The organism is Klebsiella sp. C283, assembly GCF_048822555.1.
In the GTDB taxonomy this organism is placed as follows: Bacteria; Pseudomonadota; Gammaproteobacteria; order Enterobacterales; family Enterobacteriaceae; genus Klebsiella; species Klebsiella quasipneumoniae.
In genome coordinates this window covers 187966-208668 of sequence record NZ_JBMEZS010000003.1, presented here as the reverse complement: position 1 = coordinate 208668, position 20703 = coordinate 187966, and the positions used below count along the sequence as shown (strand labels likewise).

The window sequence follows — 20703 nt, the reverse complement described above, 5'->3', positions numbered from 1 at the left end:
TGATGCGCCGTTTGCGTGATTTCAGCCTCTGTCTGTACCTGCTGCTGCTCTGGCCGCTGGTGGTGAATGCCGACGACAGCTGGCGGCAGACCCAGACGGAAGCCCGTGGCCAGACCGTCTGGTTTAACGCCTGGGGTGGCGACCCGGCCGTTAACCGCTATCTGGCGTGGGTCAGCGAGGAGGTCAAACGTCACTACGCGATCGACCTGCGTATTGTCCCCATCGCCGACGCCGCCGACGCGGTGAAACGCATCCAGACTGAGGCGCAGGCTGGCCGTTGCCGCGGCGGTTCGGTGGATTTGCTGTGGATCAACGGCGAAAACTTTCACACCCTAAAACAGGCCAACCTGCTGCTCTCCGGCTGGGCCGAATCGCTGCCCAACTGGCGCTATGTCGATCGGCAAAAGCCGGTTCAGGAAGATTTTTCTGTCGCCACCGAGGGCGCCGAGTCGCCGTGGGGCAGCGCCCAGCTGACGTTTATCGCCCGCCGCGAACAAACCCCGCAGCCTCCCACCAGTCCGCAGGCGCTGCTGGCCTTCGCCAGAGCCCATCCGGGCAGCGTAACCTACCCGCGGCCACCGGACTTCACCGGTACCGCCCTGCTGGAGCAGCTGCTGATCGCCCTCACCGACCAGCCTGCCGCCCTGCGCCAGCCGCCGCAGACGGCGACTTTCGCGGCGGTCACCGCCCCGCTGTGGCGCTATCTCGATGCGCTGCACCCGACGCTGTGGCGGGCGGGCAAGGATTTCCCGGCGTCGCCGGCGCGGATGGACGCCATGCTCAACCAGGGCATCCTCCGCCTGTCGCTGACGTTTAATCCGCTCCATGCCCGGCAGAAGGCCGCCAGCGGGGAGTTACCGGCGGACAGCTACAGCTTCGGCTTTACCGGAGGGACCCTCGGCAACGTCCATTTCGTGACTATTCCGGCCAACGCGCGCGCCGTCGCCGCCGCCAAAGTGGTGGCCAATTTCCTGCTCTCCCCTGAGGCGCAATTGCGCAAGGCGGATGCCGCCGTCTGGGGCGATCCAAGCGTCCTGGACCCGCAGCGTCTACCTGACAAGCAGCGCCAGGCGCTGGCGGCCACCCTGCCGCAGGATCTGCCGCCGGTGCTTGCCGAGCCGCACGCGGCGTGGGTTGACGCACTGGAGCAGGAATGGCTGCGCCGCTACGGTACCCACTGATCCTGCTGGCCTGGGGGACGATGGCGGCAATCTATCTGCCCTTATTCCCCGCCGCCGCAGGGCTGGTGTGGCCGGCGCTCTCCCCGGTCCACTGGCGGGCGCTGTTCGCCGACCCGCAGCTGGGCCAGGCGCTGGCCGCCACCCTTGTTTCCACGCTGCTGTCCGTCGGCGGCGCGTTACTGATCGCCCTGACCATCGTCGCCGCCCTCTGGCCTTCGGCCCGCTGGCGGCGACTGGCTTCCCGCCTGCCCTTGCTGCTGGCGGTTCCCCATCTTGCCCTGGCGACGGCGGCGCTGCTGCTGTTCGCCGAAGGCGGCTGGATCTGGCAGCGGCTGCCGTTTTTGACGCCGCCGGTCGACCGGTACGGCATCGGGCTTGGCCTGACGATGGCCCTGAAAGAGAGCGCCTTTGTGCTGTGGGTGATCTACGGCCTGCTGGGGGAGGCGCGCCTCGCCGACCAGGCGACAGCGCTAAAGAGCCTCGGCTACGGCCGCTGGCAGTGCCTGCGCTGGCTGGTGCTGCCTGGGCTGCTGCCCGCCCTCGGCATGGTGCTGCTGGCCGCCGCGGCCTGGAGCCTGTCGACGGTAGACGTCGCCCTGGTGCTGGGGCCCGGCAATCCGCCCACCCTCGCCGTGCTGGCGTGGCAGTGGTTAAGCCAGGGCGATGACCTGCAGCAGGCGAAAGGGGCGCTGGCCAGCCTGCTGCTGCTGGCGATCCTCGGCGGGCTGGCGCTGGTCGCCTGGGGCGGATGGCGGCTACAGCGTCGACGCCTGCCCGATCTGCGCGGCGTTCGGCATCCCCATCCCCACGCCCTGCCCGGCCGCCTGCTGGCGAGAGCCCTGCCGCTGAGCGGCCTGCTGTGCGCGCTATTGCTGGCGGGGCTGGCGCGCTCGGCGCCGCCGCAGACCGAGGCATTGATTAACAGCCTTGGTCTGGCGCTGGCGGCCTGCGCCCTCGGCGCGGCCGTCTGCCTGCTGTGGCTGGCCTGCGGCCCGGCGCGGGGAGATGGCTGGGTCTGGCTGCCGCTGGTGCTGCCGGCCCTGCCGCTGGCCGACGGCCAGTACCGGCTGGCGCTGTACGCCTGGCTAGACGGCGAATGGTGGACCGTCCTGTGGGGCCATCTGCTGTGGGTGGTGCCGTGGATGCTGTTTATTTTGCGCCCGGCCTGGCGCCAGCGCGATCCGCGGATGGCGGTGATCGCCCGCACGCTCGGCTGGGATCCCACGCGTATTTTCTGGCTGCTGACCCTGCCCTCGCTGACCCGCCCGCTGCTGACCGCCCTGGCGGTGGGTTTCTCGGTGAGCATTGCGCAGTATCTGCCAACGCTATGGCTGGGGGCAGGCCGTATCCCGACGCTTACCAGCCAGGCGGTGGCGCTCAGCAGCGGCGGCGAGGCGCAGACGCTCGCCGCCCAGGCGCTGTGGCAATTACTGCTGCCGGCGGTATGCTTTACCCTGACGTCCCTGCTGGCCTGGCTGGCGGGCCGCTATCGACGAGGACTTCGCTAGTGCTAACCGTAAACCATCTGACCCTGAGCGTGAAACGTCAGCCGCTGCTGCGGGAGGTCGCCTTCTCGGTGGCCCCGGGTGAAGTGCTGACGCTGATGGGCCCTTCCGGCAGCGGAAAATCGACGCTGTTTGCATGGATGATTGGCGCTCTGGCCGGCGACTTCCGCGCCGAGGGCGAGCTGTGGCTCAACGAGCGGCGCTGCGATACGCTGCCAACGGAGCGCCGGCGCATCGGCATCCTGTTTCAGGACCCGTTGCTGTTCGACCATTTCAGCGTCGGGCAAAATTTACAGCTGGCGCTACCGGAAAGCGTGCGCGGCGAGGCGCGAAAAGCCGCGGTGGAGCAGGCGCTCAGTCGCGCCGGGCTGCATGGCTTCGCCGCGCGCGACCCGGCCACGCTCTCCGGCGGACAGCGGGCGCGGGTGAGTCTGCTGCGCGCCCTGCTGGCGCGCCCCGAGGCGCTGCTGCTGGATGAGCCCTTCAGCCGCCTGGATGCGACCCTGCGCGCCGCGTTCCGTCGCTGGGTATTTGAGGAACTGGCCCGCCAGGCCATTCCGGCGATCCTGGTGACCCACGATCGCGAGGACTGTCCGCCGACGGGGCGGTGCCTGGCGATGGAGCGCTGGCAATGAAGCGCAATAGCGTGCAAACCTGCGTTACCGCAAAGAAATCAACGCCTGGCAAGCGGAGAATACGCCCTCCACTTTTTACCGTCGGGCATTTCGATGAAACGTGTTTCTCAATTGACCGCACTCGCCCTGCTCATGGGGCTTGCTGCCACCACCACCTGCGCCGCTGAAACCATGCCAGCGCTCACCCTCTCCCATCTGCAACAGCAGCACGGCGTGGCCATCGACACCCGCCTGAGCGCTTATTACAACGGCTGGCCGCAGCACGTCAACGGCCCGGAAGGGCATGAGCCGCAGGCGCTGAACCTTTCCGCCCGCTGGCTCGGCGCCATGAGCGACGAGCAGCTCCACAGCTGGGCTAAACAGCACCAGCTCCAGCCCGATACCCCCATCGCGCTGTACGGCAGTCCTGAGGATAACGCCAGCGTCGCGGCGCGACTGAAACAAGCGGGCTTCACCCGGCTCAACGTCCTGAGCGACGCTCTGAGCCAGGGCGACCGTCTGCAAAAGCTGCCGCACTTTGAACAGCTGGTCTACCCGCAGTGGCTGCACGATCTGCAGCAAGGGAAGAGCGTGGCTGCCGCCCCGGCCGGCGACTGGAAAGTGTTTGAGGCCGCCTGGGGAGCGCCGAAGCTCTATCTGCTGAGCCATATCCCGGGCGCGGGCTATATCGACACCAATGAGGTGGAGAGCGAACCGCTGTGGAATAAAGTCTCCGATGCGCAGCTGAAGGCGATGCTGGCGAAGCACGGCATCCGCCATGACACCACGGTGATCCTCTACGGTCGCGACGTCTACGCCGCGGCGCGGGTGGCGCAGATCATGCTGTACGCCGGCGTCAAAGACGTGCGCCTGCTGGACGGCGGCTGGCAGACCTGGTCCGACGCCGGTCTGCCGGTGGCGCGCGGCATGCCGCCGACGCCGCAGCCGGCGCCGGATTTTGGCGCGCCGATCCCCGGCCAGCCGCAGCTGATGCTGGATACTGGGCAGGCCCGCGGTCTGCTGCACCGCCAGGACGCCTCGCTGGTCAGCGTCCGCTCGTGGCCGGAGTTTATCGGCACCACCAGCGGCTACAGCTATATCAAACCGAAGGGCGACATCGCCGGCGCCCGCTGGGGCCATGCCGGAAGCGACTCCACGCACATGGAAGACTTCCATAACCCGGACGGCACCATGCGCAGCGCCGACGATATCGCCGCCCTGTGGCGCCAGTGGAACATCCTGCCTGACCAGCAGGTGGCGTTCTATTGCGGGACCGGCTGGCGGGCCTCGGAAACCTTCATGTATGCCCGGGCCATGGGCTGGCCGCACGTCGCCGTCTATGACGGCGGCTGGTACGAATGGAGCAGCAACCCGCACAATCCGGTCGCCCGCGGAGAACGCGGCCCGGAAAGCAGCCAGTAACGCGTCCCACCCGCGCGCGTCGCCCCCTGCCGGCGACGCGCGATTTTCCGCTCACGCCACCCGCTTTAAGGTCTGGTAGCCGCTGGCGATACGCGTCGCCGTCGTCAGCCAACATAGCGCGCCAAACAGCCACGCCAGCCAGGCGAAATGCGCCGGAAACAGGCAGCTGAGGACAAATAGCAGGATAGTCTCCGTCCCCTCCGTCAGCCCCCCGAGATAGTGCAGCGATTTATGGGCATAGCCGGGATTGGCGATCTGGTGCTTTGCCGCCAGCGCGGCAAAGGCGAGAAAGCTGCTGCCGGTGCCGATAAAGGCAAACAGCAGCCAGCCCCCCGCCAGGGCGTTATTTTGCGGATCCGCCAGGATAAAACCGAACGGCACCAGGGCATAGAAGAGAAAATCAAGTGAGATATCGAGAAAACCGCCGGCGTCGCTAAGCCCGCGCCGCCGCGCCAGGGCGCCGTCCAGGCCGTCCAGCAGGCGGTTGAGAAGAATGGCCGCCAGCGCCGCGCCATACCACCCTAATGCCAGAAATGGCAGAGCCAGCGCGCCGATGGCAAAACCGAGCAGCGTCAGCCCGTCTGGCGAAATACCCGGGCGGTCAAGCGCGCCGGCGGCAGCGTTAAGCAGAGGTTTGAGGCGAGGATGCAGGTGGCTATCAAGCACGGGGGTCTCCAGCAGAGTTGGCGGTTGTCAGTGAAGGTCTATGGCGGTGATAATAGGCCAGTTTGGTCTTATTAACGTTGATGCTTATGCTGAAAATGATTGAAGTTGTCGCCGCCATTATTGAACAGGATGGCAAAATTCTGCTGGCGCAGCGCCCGCCCCACGCCGACCAGCCGGGAATGTGGGAATTCGCCGGCGGCAAAGTGGAGCCTGGTGAAAGCCAGCCGCAGGCGCTGGCCCGGGAGCTGCGGGAGGAGATGGGCATCCTCGCCCACCCGGCATGCTATATCGCCAGCCATCAGCGGGAAGTCTCCGGTCGCCAGATCCATCTGCACGCCTGGTGGGTACCGAACTTTCAGGGCGCGCCGCTGGCCCACTATCACAGCCAGCTGCGCTGGTGCCTTCCTGCCGACGCCTTAACCCTCGATCTCGCCCCGGCCGATATCCCCCTCCTGCACGCCTTTATCGCCCAGCGCCCGTCCCTTTCTGCCCGCTGATCCGCTCGCCGCCTCGTCATCGTTTTTAGTTATGACGGGCGGGCAATTATAAATTTTGCTGACGGCTTAATTTTTCCTTGCTTGCCTAAGGATTAGCGGTGTTATAGTCGGAAAATCGGTTTTTTCAAGGACCGAATCATAATAAATACACGCAACCACAACCATAAGGGGAACTTATATCTATGGATCAGACGTGCACTCTGGAAGGCTTTCTCACCCGCGTTCAACAGCGCGATCCTCATCAAACCGAATTTGCTCAAGCCGTCCGGGAGGTCATGACCACCCTGTGGCCTTTCCTTGAGGAAAATCCGCGCTATCGTCAGCTTGCTTTGCTGGAACGTCTGGTGGAACCGGAGCGCGTGATCCAGTTCCGCGTGGTGTGGGTGGACGACCGCAATCAGGTCCAGGTCAACCGCGCGTGGCGCGTGCAGTTCAACTCGGCCATCGGCCCGTATAAGGGCGGGATGCGCTTCCATCCGTCGGTGAATCTGTCGATTCTCAAATTCCTTGGCTTCGAGCAGACCTTCAAAAACGCCCTGACCACCCTGCCGATGGGCGGCGGGAAAGGCGGCAGCGATTTCGATCCTAAAGGCAAGAGCGATGGCGAAGTGATGCGCTTCTGCCAGGCGCTGATGACCGAGCTCTATCGCCATCTTGGCCCGGATACCGACGTACCGGCGGGCGATATCGGCGTCGGCGGCCGCGAGGTCGGCTTTATGGCCGGCATGATGCGCAAACTCTCTAACAACAGCGCCTGCGTCTTCACCGGTAAAGGCCTCTCCTTCGGCGGCAGCCTGATCCGTCCGGAAGCCACAGGTTACGGCCTGATCTACTTCGCCGAAGCAATGCTCAAACGTCACGGCCTCGGCTTCGAAGGCGCTCGCGTGGCGGTCTCCGGCTCCGGCAACGTCGCGCAATACGCCATTGAGAAAGCGATGGAGCTTGGCGCGCGGGTGGTCACCGCCTCCGACTCCAACGGCACCGTCGTTGACGAGGCAGGCTTCACCAAAGAAAAACTGGCCCGCCTGATCGACATCAAAGAGCGTGCCCACGGCCGGGTGGCCGACTACGCCCGCGAGTTTGGCCTCACCTATCTCGAAGGCCAGCAGCCATGGTCAGTGCCGGTGGATATCGCCCTGCCTTGCGCCACTCAGAACGAACTGGACGTCGATGCCGCCCGCCAGCTGATTGCCAACGGCGTGAAGGCCGTGGCGGAAGGCGCCAACATGCCGACCACCATCGCCGCGACCGATCTGTTCCTTGAAGCTGGCGTGCTGTTTGCCCCGGGCAAAGCGGCCAACGCCGGCGGCGTGGCGACGTCCGGTCTGGAGATGGCGCAGAACGCCGCGCGCATGGGCTGGAAAGCGGAAAAAGTGGATGCCCGTCTGCATCACATCATGCTGGATATCCACCATGCCTGCGTGCAGTACGGCGGTGAAGCGAAGCAGACCAACTACGTGCGCGGCGCCAATATCGCCGGTTTCGTCAAGGTGGCGGATGCCATGCTGGCCCAGGGCGTGATTTAACCTCCCCTCACACCATCCCGGCGGCTGCCCGCCGGGATGTCTCTCACGACGTCATCGTGATCACCACTTTCCCCAGATGCTGACCACTGTCCAGACAGGCATGCGCCTCGGCAATTTCCGCCATCGGGTAGCTGGCGTAGATCATCGGATTGCATTTCCCAGCCTCAAGCAGCGGCCAGACGTGGCGCCGCAGCGCCTCGGCAATCTCCTGTTTCTCCGCCGCCGTCCGGCCGCGCATGGTGGAGCCGGTGACCGTGGCCCGCTTGAGCATCAGGGTCTGAATATCCACCTCATGAGCGATTCGCCCGCCCATAAAGCCGATGATCACCAGCCGTCCATCCTTTTTCAGTAGCCCCAGGTTGCGGTTAAAGTAAGGGCCGCCCACGATATCCAGAATGACATCCACCCCTTCATCGTTGGTCAGTTGGTGAATTTTCTCTGCGAAATCTTCGGTTTTGTAGTTGATCGCCGTGGCGTAGGGTCGCAGCGCGGCAATTTTTTCGTCCTGGCCGACGGTGGCATAGACGCTCATCCCCAGCGCGTGACACAGCTGGGCCGCGGTGGTGCCAATCCCGCTGGCGCCGCCGTGGATCAGAATGCTCTCGCCGGACTGCAGCTTACCGAGCTGGAAAACGTTCGCCCACACCGTGAAGAAGGTTTCCGGAATGGCGGCCGCTTCGCTAAAGCTGAGGCCCGCCGGGATCGGCAGCGTCTGGCCTGCCGGGACGGCGCAGTATTCGGCATACCCGCCGCCGTTGGTGAGCGCACAGACGCGATCCCCGGGGGCAAAGGTCGTGACCTGCGCGCCGACCTTCACGACCACGCCCGCCACCTCGAGGCCGGGCACGGGGGTGACGCCCTCAGGCATGGGATACAGCCCCTGGCGCTGCAGAATATCCGGCCGGTTGACGCCCGCCGCTTTCACCTCGATGAGCACCTCATGCACCCCGACGGTGGGGATCTCACCTTCGCGGATCTGCAATACTTCCGGGCCGCCCGGTTGGCTGATAGCGATATATTTCACGGGTCCTCCTTATCGCCTGGGAGAGAAATGAGCAACGGCATCGGGAAGGGCAATGGGCATCCCTGTTCTGAGGGGGTCGTCAACCCCTTCCCGGCTGTTTAGTGTAGACCATTGACCTGGCGGGGGGAGAAACGGCGGCCGCGGGGAAGCGCATCCTCGCGGCCGCCGGGCGGGTTATTGCGGCGGCGGCGCGGCATCGTCTGCCGCTTTTTTGCCTTTCGCTTTGCCTTTGCCCTTACTGAAGGATTTTTTCGCCCCGCCAGGCGCCACCAGACCGCGGAACTGGCGCACCGGGGTGCTGCGCGCCTGCTCGATCAGCTGATACAGCGTCCCCACCAGCGGCTGCATAAAGTCCTGATAGCGGCACTGTTTCTCGCTGATTTGCGTCAATACCGACTCCCAGTGGGCGGTCATGTCCGGTCGCCCGGCCATCTCCGGCAGGGAATGAATCAGCGCCCTTCCGGCCTCCGAGGAGTGAATATAGCGCCCCTTTTTGCTCAGGAAACCGCGCTTAAACAGCAGTTCGATAATCCCGGCGCGGGTTGCTTCGGTGCCGAGGCCGTCGGTGGCGCGGAGGATCTTCTTCAGATCTTTATCCTGCACGAAGCGGGCAATCCCGGTCATCGCCGACAGCAGCGTGGCGTCGGTAAAGTGGCGCGGCGGCTGCGTCTGGCGCTCCACCACCTCGCCCCTCTCGCACAGCAGTTCATCGCCTTTGGCCACCACCGGCAGCGGCGTGCCGTCGTTCTCTTCATCGCGCTCTTTGCTGCCAAGCAGCGTCCGCCAGCCCGCCTCGGCCAGAAAACGCGCTTTAGCGACAAATTTGCCGTTGGCGATCTCAAGGTCAATCTGGCATTTACGGAACACCGCGTCAGGGCAGAACTGCATCAGATACTGCCGGGCGATCAGGGTGTAGACCTTCGCTTCGTTATCGGTGAGTTTGACCTGGCTGCTGCGGGCGGTCGGGATAATCGCATGGTGCGCGTCGACCTTTTTATCATCCCAGCAGCGGTTGCGGATCTCCGGATCCACCACCGGCTGCGGCAGCAGATCCGCCGCATGGACGGCAATCGCATTCAGCACCGCATGGCGGCCGGCGAAATGCTCTTCCGGCAGGTAGCGACTGTCCGAACGCGGATAGGTGATGAGCTTGTGGGTTTCATACAGCTTCTGGCAGATATCCAGCACGTTTTGCGCGCTGAAGCCGAAACGTTTGGCCGCCTCAATCTGCAGCGCCGACAGCGAAAACGGCAGCGGCGCGGGTTCGGAATCGCGCTTATCGTTATAGCCGGTCACCAGCGCCGGCTGGCCTTCGATACGCTTAACCACGTGCTCGGCCAGCGGACGATGCAGCAGGCGCCCTTCTTCATCCTGGTAAGGTTCGCAAGCTTCGCTCGGCACCCAGGTCGCGACAAAGCGCTCCTCCTGCGGCGTGACGATATGCGCTTTGACGTCGAAGAAATCTTTGGCGACGAAGTTTTCAATCTCTTCATCGCGGCGCACCACCAGGCCGAGCACCGGGGTCTGCACCCGCCCCACGGAGAGCACCCCCTGATAGCCGGCGTTGCGCCCCAGCAGAGTATAGGCCCGCGTCATATTGATGCCGTACAGCCAGTCGGCGCGCGCCCGCGCCAGCGCCGACACGCAAAGCGGCACAAACTCGCTGTTGGCGCGCAGGCGGTTGATCGCCCGCTCCACCGCCTGCGGGTTGAGATCGTTTATCAGACAGCGCTGCACCTGCTGGCGCTTCTCCGGCGCCAGCTGCAGGTAGTCGAGGACCTCGTCCACCAGCAGTTGCCCTTCACGGTCGGGGTCGCCAGCGTGGATAACCTCCTCGGCGTCGCCGAGCAGGCGCTTGATCACATTCAGCTGTTTGGTGACCGAAGGTTTTGGCTGCAGCTGCCATTTCTCCGGCACAATCGGCAGGTCGGTGAGATTCCAGCGGGCATAGCGACTGTCATAGACGTCCGGCTGCGCCTGCTCCAGCAGGTGACCGATACACCAGGTCACCACCTGCCCGTTGCCGCACTCAATATAGCCATCGCCTTTGCGGTGCGGTTTAGGCAACACATCGGCGATAGCCCGACCGAGACTCGGTTTTTCTGCAATAAACAACCGCATCGAATCAACGGATCTCGATCATCGGTCGCCCGCCACGGGCGGTCACCAACTCGCCGATGGCGGCCAGCTTAATACCGAACTCCGCCGCGGCGGCCTGGACTTCCGCCTCCGCCTCCGGGGTCACCGCCAGCAGCAGACCGCCTGAGGTCTGTGGGTCGCACAGCAGATCGCGCCACGCCGTCGGCATCTCGCCCATCAAATGGCCGTAGCTGGCAAAGTTGCGTCCGGTGCCGCCCGGCACCGCGCCGGCGGCGATATACTCCTCCACCCCCAGCAGTTTCGGGATATCGGCATAGCGCAGTTGCGCCTGCACGCCGGCCCCGCGGCACACCTCGCTGAGGTGGCCGAGCAGGCCAAAGCCGGTGACGTCGGTCATCGCCTTCACCCCGTCGATAGCGGCAAACGCGGCGCCGGCGAGGTTCATCTGGCACATGGTCTCCGTCGCCAGCCCCTGATGCTCTGGCTTGAGCAGCGATTTTTTCTCCGCGGTGGTCAACACGCCGATCCCCAGCGGTTTGGTGAGATACAGTTTGCAGCCCGCCTGCGCGGTGCTGTTTTTCTTGATGCGCTCGGTGGGCACCACGCCGGTGACCGCCAGACCAAAGATCGGCTCAGGAGCATCAATGGAGTGGCCGCCCGCCAGCGCGATCCCGGCCTGCTGGCAGGCAAAGCGCCCGCCCTCCACCACGTCGCGGGCGATTTCCGGCGCCAGGGTGTTGATCGGCCAGCCGAGAATGGCAATCGCCATAATCGGTTTCCCGCCCATGGCGAAAATATCGCTGATGGCGTTAGTGGCGGCAATGCGGCCAAAGTCGAACGGATTATCGACAATCGGCATAAAGAAGTCGGTGGTGCTGACGATTGACGTGCCATTACCAAGATCGTAAACGGCGGCATCATCGCTGGTTTCGTTGCCGACAAGCAGGTTCGGGTCGACAAACTTCGTCTGCTCGCTATGCAGGATGGTTTCCAGCACTTTCGGGGAAATTTTACAACCACAACCGGCTCCGTGGCTGTATTGCGTTAAACGAATGGCTTGCTCGCTCATGGACATCTCCTGTCATTGCAATCCCGCTATGTTAGCGCCCAAACGTCAGGGTGGTAAGTACGACAGTCTGAAATCGCGTATGGTTGCTCATTAAGCAGACAAAAAGCCGTTTTTGCGAGACGCGGCAATTTTTTCCCGACCATTTTCACTTTTACTTAAAGATGACAGAAATGTGACAACCCAAGACTGTCTTCTCTGGAATGATTATGACGTAAGGAAATTCTAATGAAAAAGCGTGTTCTTGCCATTTGCCTGGCCAGTTTCTTCTCCGTTAACGCCTTCGCGCTGGTTCCCCCCGGTAACGATGTCACCACCAAGCCCGATCTCTACTATCTGACCAATGCCCAGGCCATCGACAGCCTGGCGCTGTTGCCGCCGCCGCCGGCGGTGGGCAGTATCGCGTTCTTAAACGATCAGGCGATGTATGAGCAGGGGCGCCTGCTGCGCAACACCGAGCGCGGGAAGCTGGCGGCAGAGGATGCCAACCTCAGCGCGGGCGGCGTGGCTAACGCCTTCTCCAGCGCCTTTGGCTCGCCGATCACCGAAAAGGACGCGCCGCAGCTCCATAAGCTGTTGACCAATATGATTGAAGACGCCGGCGATCTGGCGACCCGCGGCGCGAAAGAGAAGTATATGCGCATTCGCCCGTTTGCCTTCTACGGTGTCTCCACCTGCAACACCACCGAGCAGGACAAGCTGGCGAAAAACGGCTCTTACCCATCCGGGCATACCTCCATCGGCTGGGCCACCGCCCTGGTGCTGGCGGAGATCAACCCGCAGCGGCAGAACGAAATTTTGAAGCGCGGCTATGAGCTCGGCGAGAGCAGGGTGATCTGCGGCTATCACTGGCAGAGCGATGTCGATGCGGCGCGCATCGTCGGCTCCGCGGTGGTCGCCACGCTGCACACCAACCCGGCCTTCCAGCAGCAGTTGCAGAAAGCCAAAGACGAATTCGCCAAAACGCAGAAGTAACGTCAGCGCCGTTGAACTCCCGGATACGGCGCCTGGCGCGCCTTATCCGGGCTACCTTTGGGGCTGCAGGCCGGGTCCGGCACACGCCGCCGCCCGGCATAGATGCGACTCCGAGCCTGCTGCCATCGCCCGGCGGCGCTGTGCTTGCGCGGGCCTACATTGAGGGGTAACCGTCTGATATCGGGATGGTTATGTAGGCCGGGTAAGACGCAGCCGCCACCCGGCGAAATAACGGCACAATCGTAAATTTCCCTGCTCGCGCTGCGCTTAGCAGGGCTACCACTCCTGTGTTATGTCCGGGCAGATGGCGCTCCCGATATATCCTCTGCGTTATGTCTGGCATGGCGCAGGGAGCGCACAGGGGGCGGCCAGTCGCCGCCGCCCCCTGTACCCCCGGGCTCCGGCCAGCAAAATCGCCACTGCGTGGTACCTTCGACTTATCCCTGCAGGCTTCGGGTCGGGCCGAGGCAGCGTCCGTGCAAAACACGGCCCTCAGCCCGCATCCATGCGGGCTGCCCCGGCCTTCCGGGAACGTCTCAGCGATTTTGAGGCCGCCAGCACCGGCAGTTTCAGCAACTATGGTGAATAAATTAACGACAGGTCGTACGAATGTAGGCCGGGTAAGGCGCAGCCGCCACCCGGCGTAACACGCGCTGACTCAGAATCGCGTCACAAACGGCGCGGTATCCGGCAGGGCAATGGTGGTTGAGGCTTTCAGCTGCGGCGTGCCCAGATAGAGGAAGCCGACGATTTTATCCTGCTCGCGGCACCCGAAGCCGGCCCGCACCACCGGGCTCTCGGTCAATGCTCCGCTGCGCCAGATGCCGTTGAATCCCTGGGCCAGGGCCGCCATCTGCATCGCCATCACCGCGCAGCCAGCGGACATCTCCTGCTCCCAGCGCGGCACCTTCGGGTGGTCTTCACAGCGCGCCACTACGGTAATGATCAGCGGCGCGCGAAACGGCGCATTGCGGGCTTTCTCTATGCCCTTCTCATCCTGGCCGGCCTCCCGGGCCCCCTTTTCCAGCAGCTGACTAAAGCGTTCGCGGCCGTCATCGGCGATAATGAAAAAGCGCCACGGCTGCAGGGCGCCATGATCCGGGGCGCGCAGCCCGGCGCGCAGAATGTTTTCCAGCTGTTCGCCGGCCGGGGCCGGTTCCGCCAGGCGGGAAGCGCTGCGGCGATTAAGCAGTAGGTCGAGAGCATCCATCTGTATAACTCCTGTGATGTCATTTTTCATAAAATTAACATGCACAAGGATTTTGTTACAGCGCGGTCGGTGATTCCTGCTGACAACCGACGGCTCACTCTTTAGGATAGCCAGACGCGGCGGCCCCTGCGGCCTGCCCATTTTTAGATAACGTTAGGGAGAATACATGCGAACCCTTTGGCGACTGATTGCCAGCTTTTTTAAATGGACGTGGCGGATACTCAACTTTATTCGCAAACTGGCCCTCAATGCGATCTTCCTGGTGCTGGTGCTGGTGTGTATCGGCATCTGGAGCCAGTTCAGCAGCACCACCAGCGAACATGCCGCGCGCGGCGCGCTGCTGCTGGATATTACCGGCGTGGTGGTGGATAAACCGTCCGCCAGCAGCAAGCTCGGCGTAATTGGCCGCCAACTGTTTGGCGCCAGCTCGGACCGTCTGCAGGAGAATTCTCTGTTCGATATCGTGCAGACCATCCGTCAGGCGAAGGATGACCGTAATATCACCGGTATTGTGCTGGATCTGAAAAACTTCGTCGGCGGCGATCAGCCCTCCATGCAGTACATCGGTAAAGCGCTGCGCGAATTCCGCGACAGCGGCAAACCGGTGTATGCCGTCGGCAGCAGCTACAGCCAGGGCCAGTACTACCTGGCGAGCTTTGCCAACAAAATCTGGCTCTCTCCGCAGGGCGAGGTGGACCTGCACGGCTTCGCCACCAACGGGCTGTACTACAAGTCGCTGCTGGATAAGCTGAAAGTCTCCACCCATGTCTTCCGCGTCGGCACCTATAAATCCGCCGTCGAGCCTTTCATTCGCGATGACATGTCCCCTGCCGCCCGCGAAGCGGACAGCCGCTGGATTGGCGAACTGTGGCAGAACTACCTCAACACCATCGCCGCCAACCGGCAGATCACCGCCCAGCAGCTCTTCCCGGGCGCCCAGGGCATTATCGATGGCCTGCGTAAGGTGGGCGGCGATACGGCGAAATATGCGCTGGACAATAAGCTGGTGGATGAGCTGGCGACCTCCACGGAAGTGGAAAAGGCGCTGACCAAACAGTTTGGCTGGAGCAAAGCGGATAACAATTACCGGGCGATCAGCTATTACGACTACAACGTGAAGACACCGTCTGACCAGGGTTCCGCCATCGCGGTGATCTTCGCCAACGGCGCCATCATGGACGGCGAGGAGACCCCGGGCAACGTCGGCGGCGACACCACCGCTGCGCAAATTCGCGATGCGCGCCTCGACCCGAAAATTAAGGCCATCGTCCTGCGCGTCAACAGCCCGGGCGGCAGCGTGACCGCCTCGGAAATCATTCGCGAAGAGCTGGCGGCGGCCAAAGCCGCGGGTAAACCGGTGGTCGTTTCAATGGGCGGCATGGCGGCCTCCGGCGGCTACTGGATCTCCACGCCGGCGGACTACATTGTCGCGAACCCAAGCACCCTCACCGGCTCCATCGGCATCTTTGGGGTGATCAACACCGTGGAAAACACCCTCGGGTCGATTGGCGTCCATACCGACGGCGTCGCCACGTCGCCGCTGGCGGATATCTCCAGCACCAAAGCGCTGCCGCCGGAAGTGCAGCAGCTGATGCAGTTGAGCATTGAGAACGGCTATCAACGCTTTATCACCCTGGTAGCTAACGCGCGTAAGAGCACGCCGGAGAAAATCGACCAGATTGCCCAGGGCCACGTCTGGACCGGGGAAGATGCCAAAGCCAACGGTCTTGTCGACAGCCTCGGCGACTTCGACGACGCGGTGGCCAAGGCCGCCGAGCTGGCGAAGCTGAAAACCTGGCACCTCAACTACTATCAGGAAGAGCCCACCTTCTTCTCGATGGTGCTGGACAGCCTGACCGGTTCGGTACGCGCCTCGCTGCCGGCCGCCATTCAGGCCTGGCTGCCTGCGCCGGTGGCCGCGGCAGCCGAGACGGTGAAAGCCGAAAGCGACAAGCTGGCGGCGTTTAACGACCCGCAGAACCGCTATGCCTTCTGCCTGACCTGCGCCAACATCCGTTAATACGCAGCGGCTGCCCCGTCTCCCGGGGCAGCCTTTTTTCCGCACCTGCCAGCGCCGCCACAAAGCGAGCGGCCAACACTGTATTTTTTCCTCCGTCTCTTTATACTGCGCCTGTCTACGACCAACCTAAGCGATGCTATGCAAAAAAAATCGATTTACGTTGCCTACACCGGTGGGACCATCGGTATGCAGCGCTCTGAACACGGCTATGTACCCGTTTCCGGCCATCTCCAGCGTCAGCTGGCGCTGATGCCTGAGTTCCATCGCCCGGAGATGCCGGACTTCACGATCCATGAATACCATCCGCTGATGGATTCATCCGATATGACTCCTGAGGACTGGCAGCACATCGCCGACGATATCCGCAGCCATTACGAGGAGTATGATGGCTTTGTGATCCTCCACGGTACCGACACCATGGCGTTTACCGCCTCTGCGCTGTCATTCATGCTGGAAAACCTCGGCAAACCGGTGATTGTGACAGGGTCACAAATCCCGCTGGCCGAGCTGCGCTCCGACGGCCAGATCAACCTGCTCAATGCCCTGTACGTCGCCGCCAACTATCCGATTAACGAAGTGGCGCTGTTCTTCAACAATCGGCTGTTCCGCGGCAACCGTACCACTAAAGCCCATGCCGACGGCTTTGACGCCTTCGCCTCGCCAAACCTCGCGCCGCTGCTGGAGGCCGGGATCCATATCCGCCGTCTCGGTACCCCGCCGGCGCCGCAGGGCCGCGGTGAGCTTATCGTGCACCCCATCACCCCGCAGCCGATTGGCGTGGTGACGATTTACCCTGGCATCTCCGCCGACGTGGTGCGTAATTTCCTGCGCCAGCCGGTGAAAGCGCTGATCCTCCGCTCCTACGGCGTCGGCAATGCGCCGCAGAATGGCGAGTTTATTCAGGTGCTGGCGGAAGCCAGCCAGCGCGGCATTGTGGTGGTCAACTTGACGCAGTGTATGTCCGGGAAAGTGAACATGGGCGGCTATGCCACCGGCAATGCCCTCGCCCAGGCGGGAGTCATCAGTGGTTTCGATATGACGGTGGAAGCGACGCTGACCAAGCTACACTATCTGCTGAGCCAGCAGCTGGACGTTGACGCCATTCGCGCGGCGATGCAGCAGAATCTGCGTGGCGAACTGACCCCTGACGAAGCTTAAGGAGGACGTATGGCGCATCGAGCGCTGTTACTGGTTGATTTGCAGAACGACTTCTGCGCCGGCGGCGCGCTGGCGGTTCCTGAAGGCGATAGTACCGTCGAGGTGGCCAATGCGCTTATCGACTGGAGCCTGGCGCGCGGCGAGCCCATCGTCGCCAGCCAGGACTGGCATCCGGCGGATCACGGCAGCTTCGCCAGCCAGCACCAGGTGGAACCCTACACCCAGGGCGACCTGGATGGCCTGGCGCAAACTTTCTGGCCGGATCACTGCGTTCAGCACAGCGAAGGCGCGGCGCTGCATCCACTGCTCAAGCAGCAGGCCATCGCCGCCGTGTTCCACAAAGGGCAAAACCGGGTCATTGACAGCTACAGCGCTTTTTTTGACAACGGTCACCGGCAGAAAACTGAACTGGACGGCTGGCTGCGCGGTCAGGGGATCGTGGAGCTGACCGTGCTCGGCCTCGCCACCGATTATTGCGTTAAGTTCACCGTGCTGGATGCCCTGGCGCTGGGCTACGCGGTCAACGTCATCACCGACGGCTGCCGCGGGGTGAATCTTCAGCCGCAGGACAGCAGCCAGGCGTTTATGGAGATGGCCGCCGCAGGCGCCACGCTCTATACCCTCGACGACTGGCGGGAAACCCACGCCTGATCCCTTCCCCGGCGCGCCCGCGCCGGGGCTTCTTCTGCCGCTTCGTTATCGTCCATAAATTGAACTCTCTCGCAGTTTCAACAGGTTATTGCTGGTAGTCTGGCAAGGCTGTTTTTTCGCCACGCCATTTCCGTGGCGCGGTTATTTTTTTATGTCAAAGAGGAACCACTATGAAACGTTTGCCCTTGCTGGCAGCCTTGCCCCTGCTTTGCGCTTCCGCGCTCTCTGCCCAACCGCTGATGTCCGTCGGCTATTTCAACGGCGGCGGCGACGTCACTGCCGGGCCGGGCGGGGATATCGACAAGCTGGACGTCCGGCAGATCACCCATCTCAACTACTCGTTTGGCCTTATCTATAACGATGAAAAAGACGAGACCAACGCAGCCCTGAAGGATCCTGCTCATCTGCACGAGATCTGGCTCTCGCCGAAGGTGCAGGCGGATCTGCAAAAGCTCCCGGCTCTGCGTAAACAGAACCCGGACCTCAAAGTCCTGCTGTCGGTCGGCGGCTGGGGGGCGCGCGGTTTCTCCGGCGCGGCGGCTAGCAAAGAAACCCGGAAGGTATTTATTCAGTCTGCGCAGGAAATTGTTGAAAAATATGGTCTGGATGGGATTGACCTCGACTGGGAGTTTCCGGTCAACGGCGCCTGGGGGCTGGTTGCCAGTCAACCGGCCGATCGCGATAACTTTACCGCGCTGTTAAAAGAGCTGCGCGCAGCGTTTGGTACCAGGAAACTGGTCACTATCGCCGTGGGCGCCAACGCCGAAAGCCCGAAAAGCTGGGTGGACGTTAAAGCGATTGCGTCATCGCTCGACTACATCAACCTGATGACCTACGACATGGCCTACGGCACGCAGTACTTCAACTCGAACCTGTATGACTCCAGCCACTGGCCGACGGTCGCCGCGGCGGATAAATACAGCGCCGATTTTGTGGTCAACAATTACCTGGCCGCCGGGCTTAAACCCAGCCAGATGAACCTCGGGATTGGTTTTTATGGCCGGGTGCCGAAACGGGCGGTCGAGCCGGGGATTGACTGGAGTAAAGCGGATGCGCAAAAGAACCCGGTCACCCAGCCCTATTTTGGTCCCCAGCAGATCGCGCTGTTTGCCTCGCTGGGCTATGACCTGAGCAAAGACACCTACGTGAAATACAATGATATCGTGGGCAAATTGCTCAACGATCCGCAGAAACGCTTTACCGAGCACTGGGACGATGAGGCGAAAGTCCCGTGGCTGTCGGTGCAGTCCGCGGAGGGCAAGCCGCTGTTCGCCCTCTCCTACGAGAACCCGCGCTCGGTAGCCATTAAAGCGGACTACATCAAGGCGAAAGGCCTCGCCGGAGCGATGTTCTGGGAGTATGGCGCCGATGACCAGAACCAGCTGGCCCGCCAGCTGGCGGAATCGCTGGGGATCAAACACTAATCGCGGCTGTTCCGCCGCATCGCCGCCGCCGGGCGGCGTGACGCAGGCAGCATCGCCGGCAATGCAGGTATATCGCGCCGCCCGGGATAGGTTATGATGCCTGTTATCCGCTGCGCCAGGGGCTGGCGCAGCTTAACCGTTTGACAGGAGGCAGGGGGCCATGGCCTATATCCCCAAAAATTACGCACGTCTGGAAGTGGGTTACCGCGAAAAGGCGCTCAAGCTCTTTCCCTGGGTATGCGGACGCTGCTCACGGGAGTTTGTCTACTCCAATCTGCGCGAGCTGACGGTGCACCATATCGATCACGACCACTCCAATAACCCGGAAGATGGCAGCAACTGGGAGATGTTGTGCCTTTACTGTCACGATCACGAACATTCCAAGTACACCGAAGCCGATCAGTATGGCTCCACGGTGGTAGCGGGCGAAGATGCGCAAAAGAGCGTCGGCGAGGCCACCTACAACCCGTTTGCCGACCTGAAAGCGATGATGAATAAAAAGTAAGCGAAGCGACTGACCGCCGGGCGCGGTCATTGACGCTACCCTTGTCCGGCGCCGGATCAGCCGACGCCGGTACGTCTCCCCGCCGGCCGGCGGTTTATTGCAACTTCACGGTGGCGATCGGCTTCGGCACGATGCCGAAATCTTCCTTCAGCTGCTGTTTGCTCTTCATCACCATCTGCCCGCGGGTGTCGATGGTCATATGCTGGGCGTCGGTGTTATACCGGGCCTGCCACAGCATCACCAGCTGCAGGCTATTTTCCTTCTGCTCCGGCGTCAGCGCCACGCCATCCGGCCATTTTCCCAGCTCTACCGCCGTCGCCAGACGCTGATACACTTCCGGGGTCATGCTGTCGATAATTTGTTCAATATCCATCTTCCGCTCACCTCCACCTGGAATAATTTGCTGAATCGTTTCTTCAGCCCTTAATCTGCTCGCCGTTCTGCTCATCGGTGAAGCTGAGCGACGCCGAATTGACACAATAGCGCTCGCCGGTCGGCTGCGGGCCATCCGGAAACACGTGACCGAGATGGGCATCACAATTTCCGCAGCGGATCTCAATGCGCTGCATGCCGTGGGAGCTGTCGTCCAGATAGCGAATGGCCTCTTCGCTTACCGGCTCGTAGAAGCTCGGCCAGCCGCAGCCGGAGTCGTATTTGGTCTGGGAGTTGAACAGCGGCGCATCGCACACCAGGCAGTGATACACGCCATTTTTCTTGTTGTGCAGCAGCCGTCCGGTGAAAGGCGGTTCGGTGCCATGATGTTGGGTCACGTAAAACTGCATTTCGCTCAAGCCGTTTTTCAGCTCTTCCGGGGAGGGTTTATTCGCCATGGGCTTACATCTCGCTTTGCAATGGACAACTTTCGCCCCAATTCTAACAAAACATTAACAATGAAGCGTACACTTTTGTTCTAAACTTATCCGGTGCCCACAGGCAGCCAGATAATTGTGACTTAAATCACGTTTTTATCTTAAATGCCCTTTAAAATTCCGCGCGCAGCCCCCATATGGAATTGGGCTCAAAGGGAGAGTGAGGCAAATCAATCGCGCAAGGTGTGCTCAGGATTGATTTGTCGCAATGATTGACACGATTCCGCTTGACGCTGCGTAAGGTTTTTGTAATTTTACAGGCAACCTTTTATTCACTAACAAATAGCTGG

The 20703-nt window shown here is 62.3% G+C and carries 19 protein-coding genes; 12 read left to right on the top strand and 7 right to left on the bottom strand.

The window, feature by feature from the left end; translation table 11 throughout:
- The first annotated feature begins 2 nt into the window (after positions 1 to 2).
- From ACOI7Z_RS06745 to ACOI7Z_RS06730, 4 genes are all read left to right on the top strand, one after another.
- Complete coding sequence (locus ACOI7Z_RS06745; RefSeq protein ID WP_087848728.1) at positions 3 to 1181, top strand: ABC transporter substrate-binding protein; 1179 nt, start codon at positions 3 to 5, stop codon at positions 1179 to 1181.
- On the top strand, positions 1154 to 2689 hold the full coding sequence (locus ACOI7Z_RS06740; protein WP_065882985.1) for an ABC transporter permease subunit: 1536 nt from the start codon (positions 1154 to 1156) through the stop codon (positions 2687 to 2689). The genes ACOI7Z_RS06745 and ACOI7Z_RS06740 overlap by 28 nt, the downstream gene beginning before the upstream one ends.
- Positions 2689 to 3321, top strand: coding sequence for an ATP-binding cassette domain-containing protein (locus tag ACOI7Z_RS06735; protein WP_065882984.1), 633 nt, complete (start codon positions 2689 to 2691; stop codon positions 3319 to 3321). Before ACOI7Z_RS06740 ends, ACOI7Z_RS06735 begins: the two co-directional genes overlap by 1 nt.
- 93 nt (positions 3322 to 3414) lie before the next feature.
- Positions 3415 to 4722, top strand: coding sequence for a sulfurtransferase (locus ACOI7Z_RS06730; RefSeq protein ID WP_044522400.1), 1308 nt, complete (start codon positions 3415 to 3417; stop codon positions 4720 to 4722).
- A gap of 51 nt (positions 4723 to 4773) precedes the next feature.
- On the opposite strand, the gene ACOI7Z_RS06725 is transcribed toward ACOI7Z_RS06730, so the two are convergent.
- A complete protein-coding gene (locus ACOI7Z_RS06725; protein ID WP_048297315.1) occupies positions 4774 to 5388 on the bottom strand; it encodes a CDP-alcohol phosphatidyltransferase family protein in 615 nt (204 codons plus the stop codon).
- An 86-nt stretch (positions 5389 to 5474) separates the two neighbouring features.
- Between ACOI7Z_RS06725 and ACOI7Z_RS06720 the strand changes: the two genes are divergently transcribed.
- Positions 5475 to 5885 carry a pyrimidine (deoxy)nucleoside triphosphate diphosphatase gene (locus tag ACOI7Z_RS06720; protein WP_087848762.1) on the top strand — a complete coding sequence of 137 codons (411 nt, stop codon included), beginning with the start codon at positions 5475 to 5477 and terminating at the stop codon, positions 5883 to 5885.
- A gap of 182 nt (positions 5886 to 6067) precedes the next feature.
- Positions 6068 to 7411, top strand: coding sequence for an NADP-specific glutamate dehydrogenase (gene gdhA / locus ACOI7Z_RS06715; protein WP_087848727.1), 1344 nt, complete (start codon positions 6068 to 6070; stop codon positions 7409 to 7411).
- Positions 7412 to 7454: 43 nt separating this feature from the next.
- Here the strand turns inward: gdhA and ACOI7Z_RS06710 are convergent, their stop codons facing one another.
- The 3 genes from ACOI7Z_RS06710 to selD all read right to left on the bottom strand — a co-directional run bounded on the left by ACOI7Z_RS06710 (position 7455) and on the right by selD (position 11604).
- Complete coding sequence (locus ACOI7Z_RS06710; RefSeq protein WP_087848726.1) at positions 7455 to 8435, bottom strand: NAD(P)H-quinone oxidoreductase; 981 nt, start codon at positions 8433 to 8435, stop codon at positions 7455 to 7457.
- A gap of 174 nt (positions 8436 to 8609) precedes the next feature.
- On the bottom strand, positions 8610 to 10556 hold the full coding sequence (locus tag ACOI7Z_RS06705; protein WP_023289280.1) for a DNA topoisomerase III: 1947 nt from the start codon (positions 10554 to 10556) through the stop codon (positions 8610 to 8612).
- A gap of 4 nt (positions 10557 to 10560) precedes the next feature.
- The gene (gene selD, locus ACOI7Z_RS06700; RefSeq protein ID WP_087848725.1) at positions 10561 to 11604 is read right to left on the bottom strand and encodes a selenide, water dikinase SelD; all 1044 of its coding nucleotides are present in this window, start codon (positions 11602 to 11604) and stop codon (positions 10561 to 10563) included.
- Between the two features lie 225 nt (positions 11605 to 11829).
- Between selD and phoC the strand changes: the two genes are divergently transcribed.
- Positions 11830 to 12576, top strand: a complete 747-nt coding sequence (gene phoC / locus ACOI7Z_RS06695) for an acid phosphatase PhoC (protein ID WP_087848724.1) — start codon at positions 11830 to 11832, stop codon at positions 12574 to 12576.
- A 658-nt stretch (positions 12577 to 13234) separates the two neighbouring features.
- Here the strand turns inward: phoC and ACOI7Z_RS06690 are convergent.
- Positions 13235 to 13786, bottom strand: a complete 552-nt coding sequence (locus tag ACOI7Z_RS06690; protein WP_023289278.1) for an NAD(P)H nitroreductase — start codon at positions 13784 to 13786, stop codon at positions 13235 to 13237.
- A 166-nt stretch (positions 13787 to 13952) separates the two neighbouring features.
- Here ACOI7Z_RS06690 and sppA point away from each other — a divergent pair, with 166 nt between their 5' ends.
- The 5 genes from sppA (at position 13953) to yajD (ending at position 19544) form a co-directional block, all read left to right on the top strand.
- A complete protein-coding gene (sppA, locus tag ACOI7Z_RS06685; protein ID WP_004203792.1) occupies positions 13953 to 15806 on the top strand; it encodes a signal peptide peptidase SppA in 1854 nt (617 codons plus the stop codon).
- A gap of 138 nt (positions 15807 to 15944) precedes the next feature.
- Entirely contained in the window at positions 15945 to 16964 is a 1020-nt protein-coding gene (gene ansA / locus ACOI7Z_RS06680) for an asparaginase (RefSeq protein ID WP_023289277.1), read from the top strand.
- Positions 16965 to 16973: 9 nt separating this feature from the next.
- Entirely contained in the window at positions 16974 to 17615 is a 642-nt protein-coding gene (pncA, locus tag ACOI7Z_RS06675) for a bifunctional nicotinamidase/pyrazinamidase (RefSeq protein ID WP_048334778.1), read from the top strand.
- A gap of 170 nt (positions 17616 to 17785) precedes the next feature.
- The gene (locus ACOI7Z_RS06670) at positions 17786 to 19039 is read left to right on the top strand and encodes a glycoside hydrolase family 18 protein (protein WP_032452507.1); all 1254 of its coding nucleotides are present in this window, start codon (positions 17786 to 17788) and stop codon (positions 19037 to 19039) included.
- A gap of 160 nt (positions 19040 to 19199) precedes the next feature.
- Positions 19200 to 19544 (top strand): HNH nuclease YajD, encoded by a 345-nt coding sequence (yajD, locus tag ACOI7Z_RS06665; protein WP_002901254.1) that lies wholly within the window; start codon positions 19200 to 19202, stop codon positions 19542 to 19544.
- A 94-nt stretch (positions 19545 to 19638) separates the two neighbouring features.
- Here the strand turns inward: yajD and ACOI7Z_RS06660 are convergent, their stop codons facing one another.
- Both ACOI7Z_RS06660 and msrB read right to left on the bottom strand, forming a co-directional pair.
- Positions 19639 to 19917, bottom strand: coding sequence for a YeaC family protein (locus ACOI7Z_RS06660; RefSeq protein ID WP_004203787.1), 279 nt, complete (start codon positions 19915 to 19917; stop codon positions 19639 to 19641).
- A gap of 43 nt (positions 19918 to 19960) precedes the next feature.
- The gene (gene msrB / locus ACOI7Z_RS06655; protein ID WP_004203786.1) at positions 19961 to 20374 is read right to left on the bottom strand and encodes a peptide-methionine (R)-S-oxide reductase MsrB; all 414 of its coding nucleotides are present in this window, start codon (positions 20372 to 20374) and stop codon (positions 19961 to 19963) included.
- Positions 20375 to 20703: the final 329 nt, after the last annotated feature.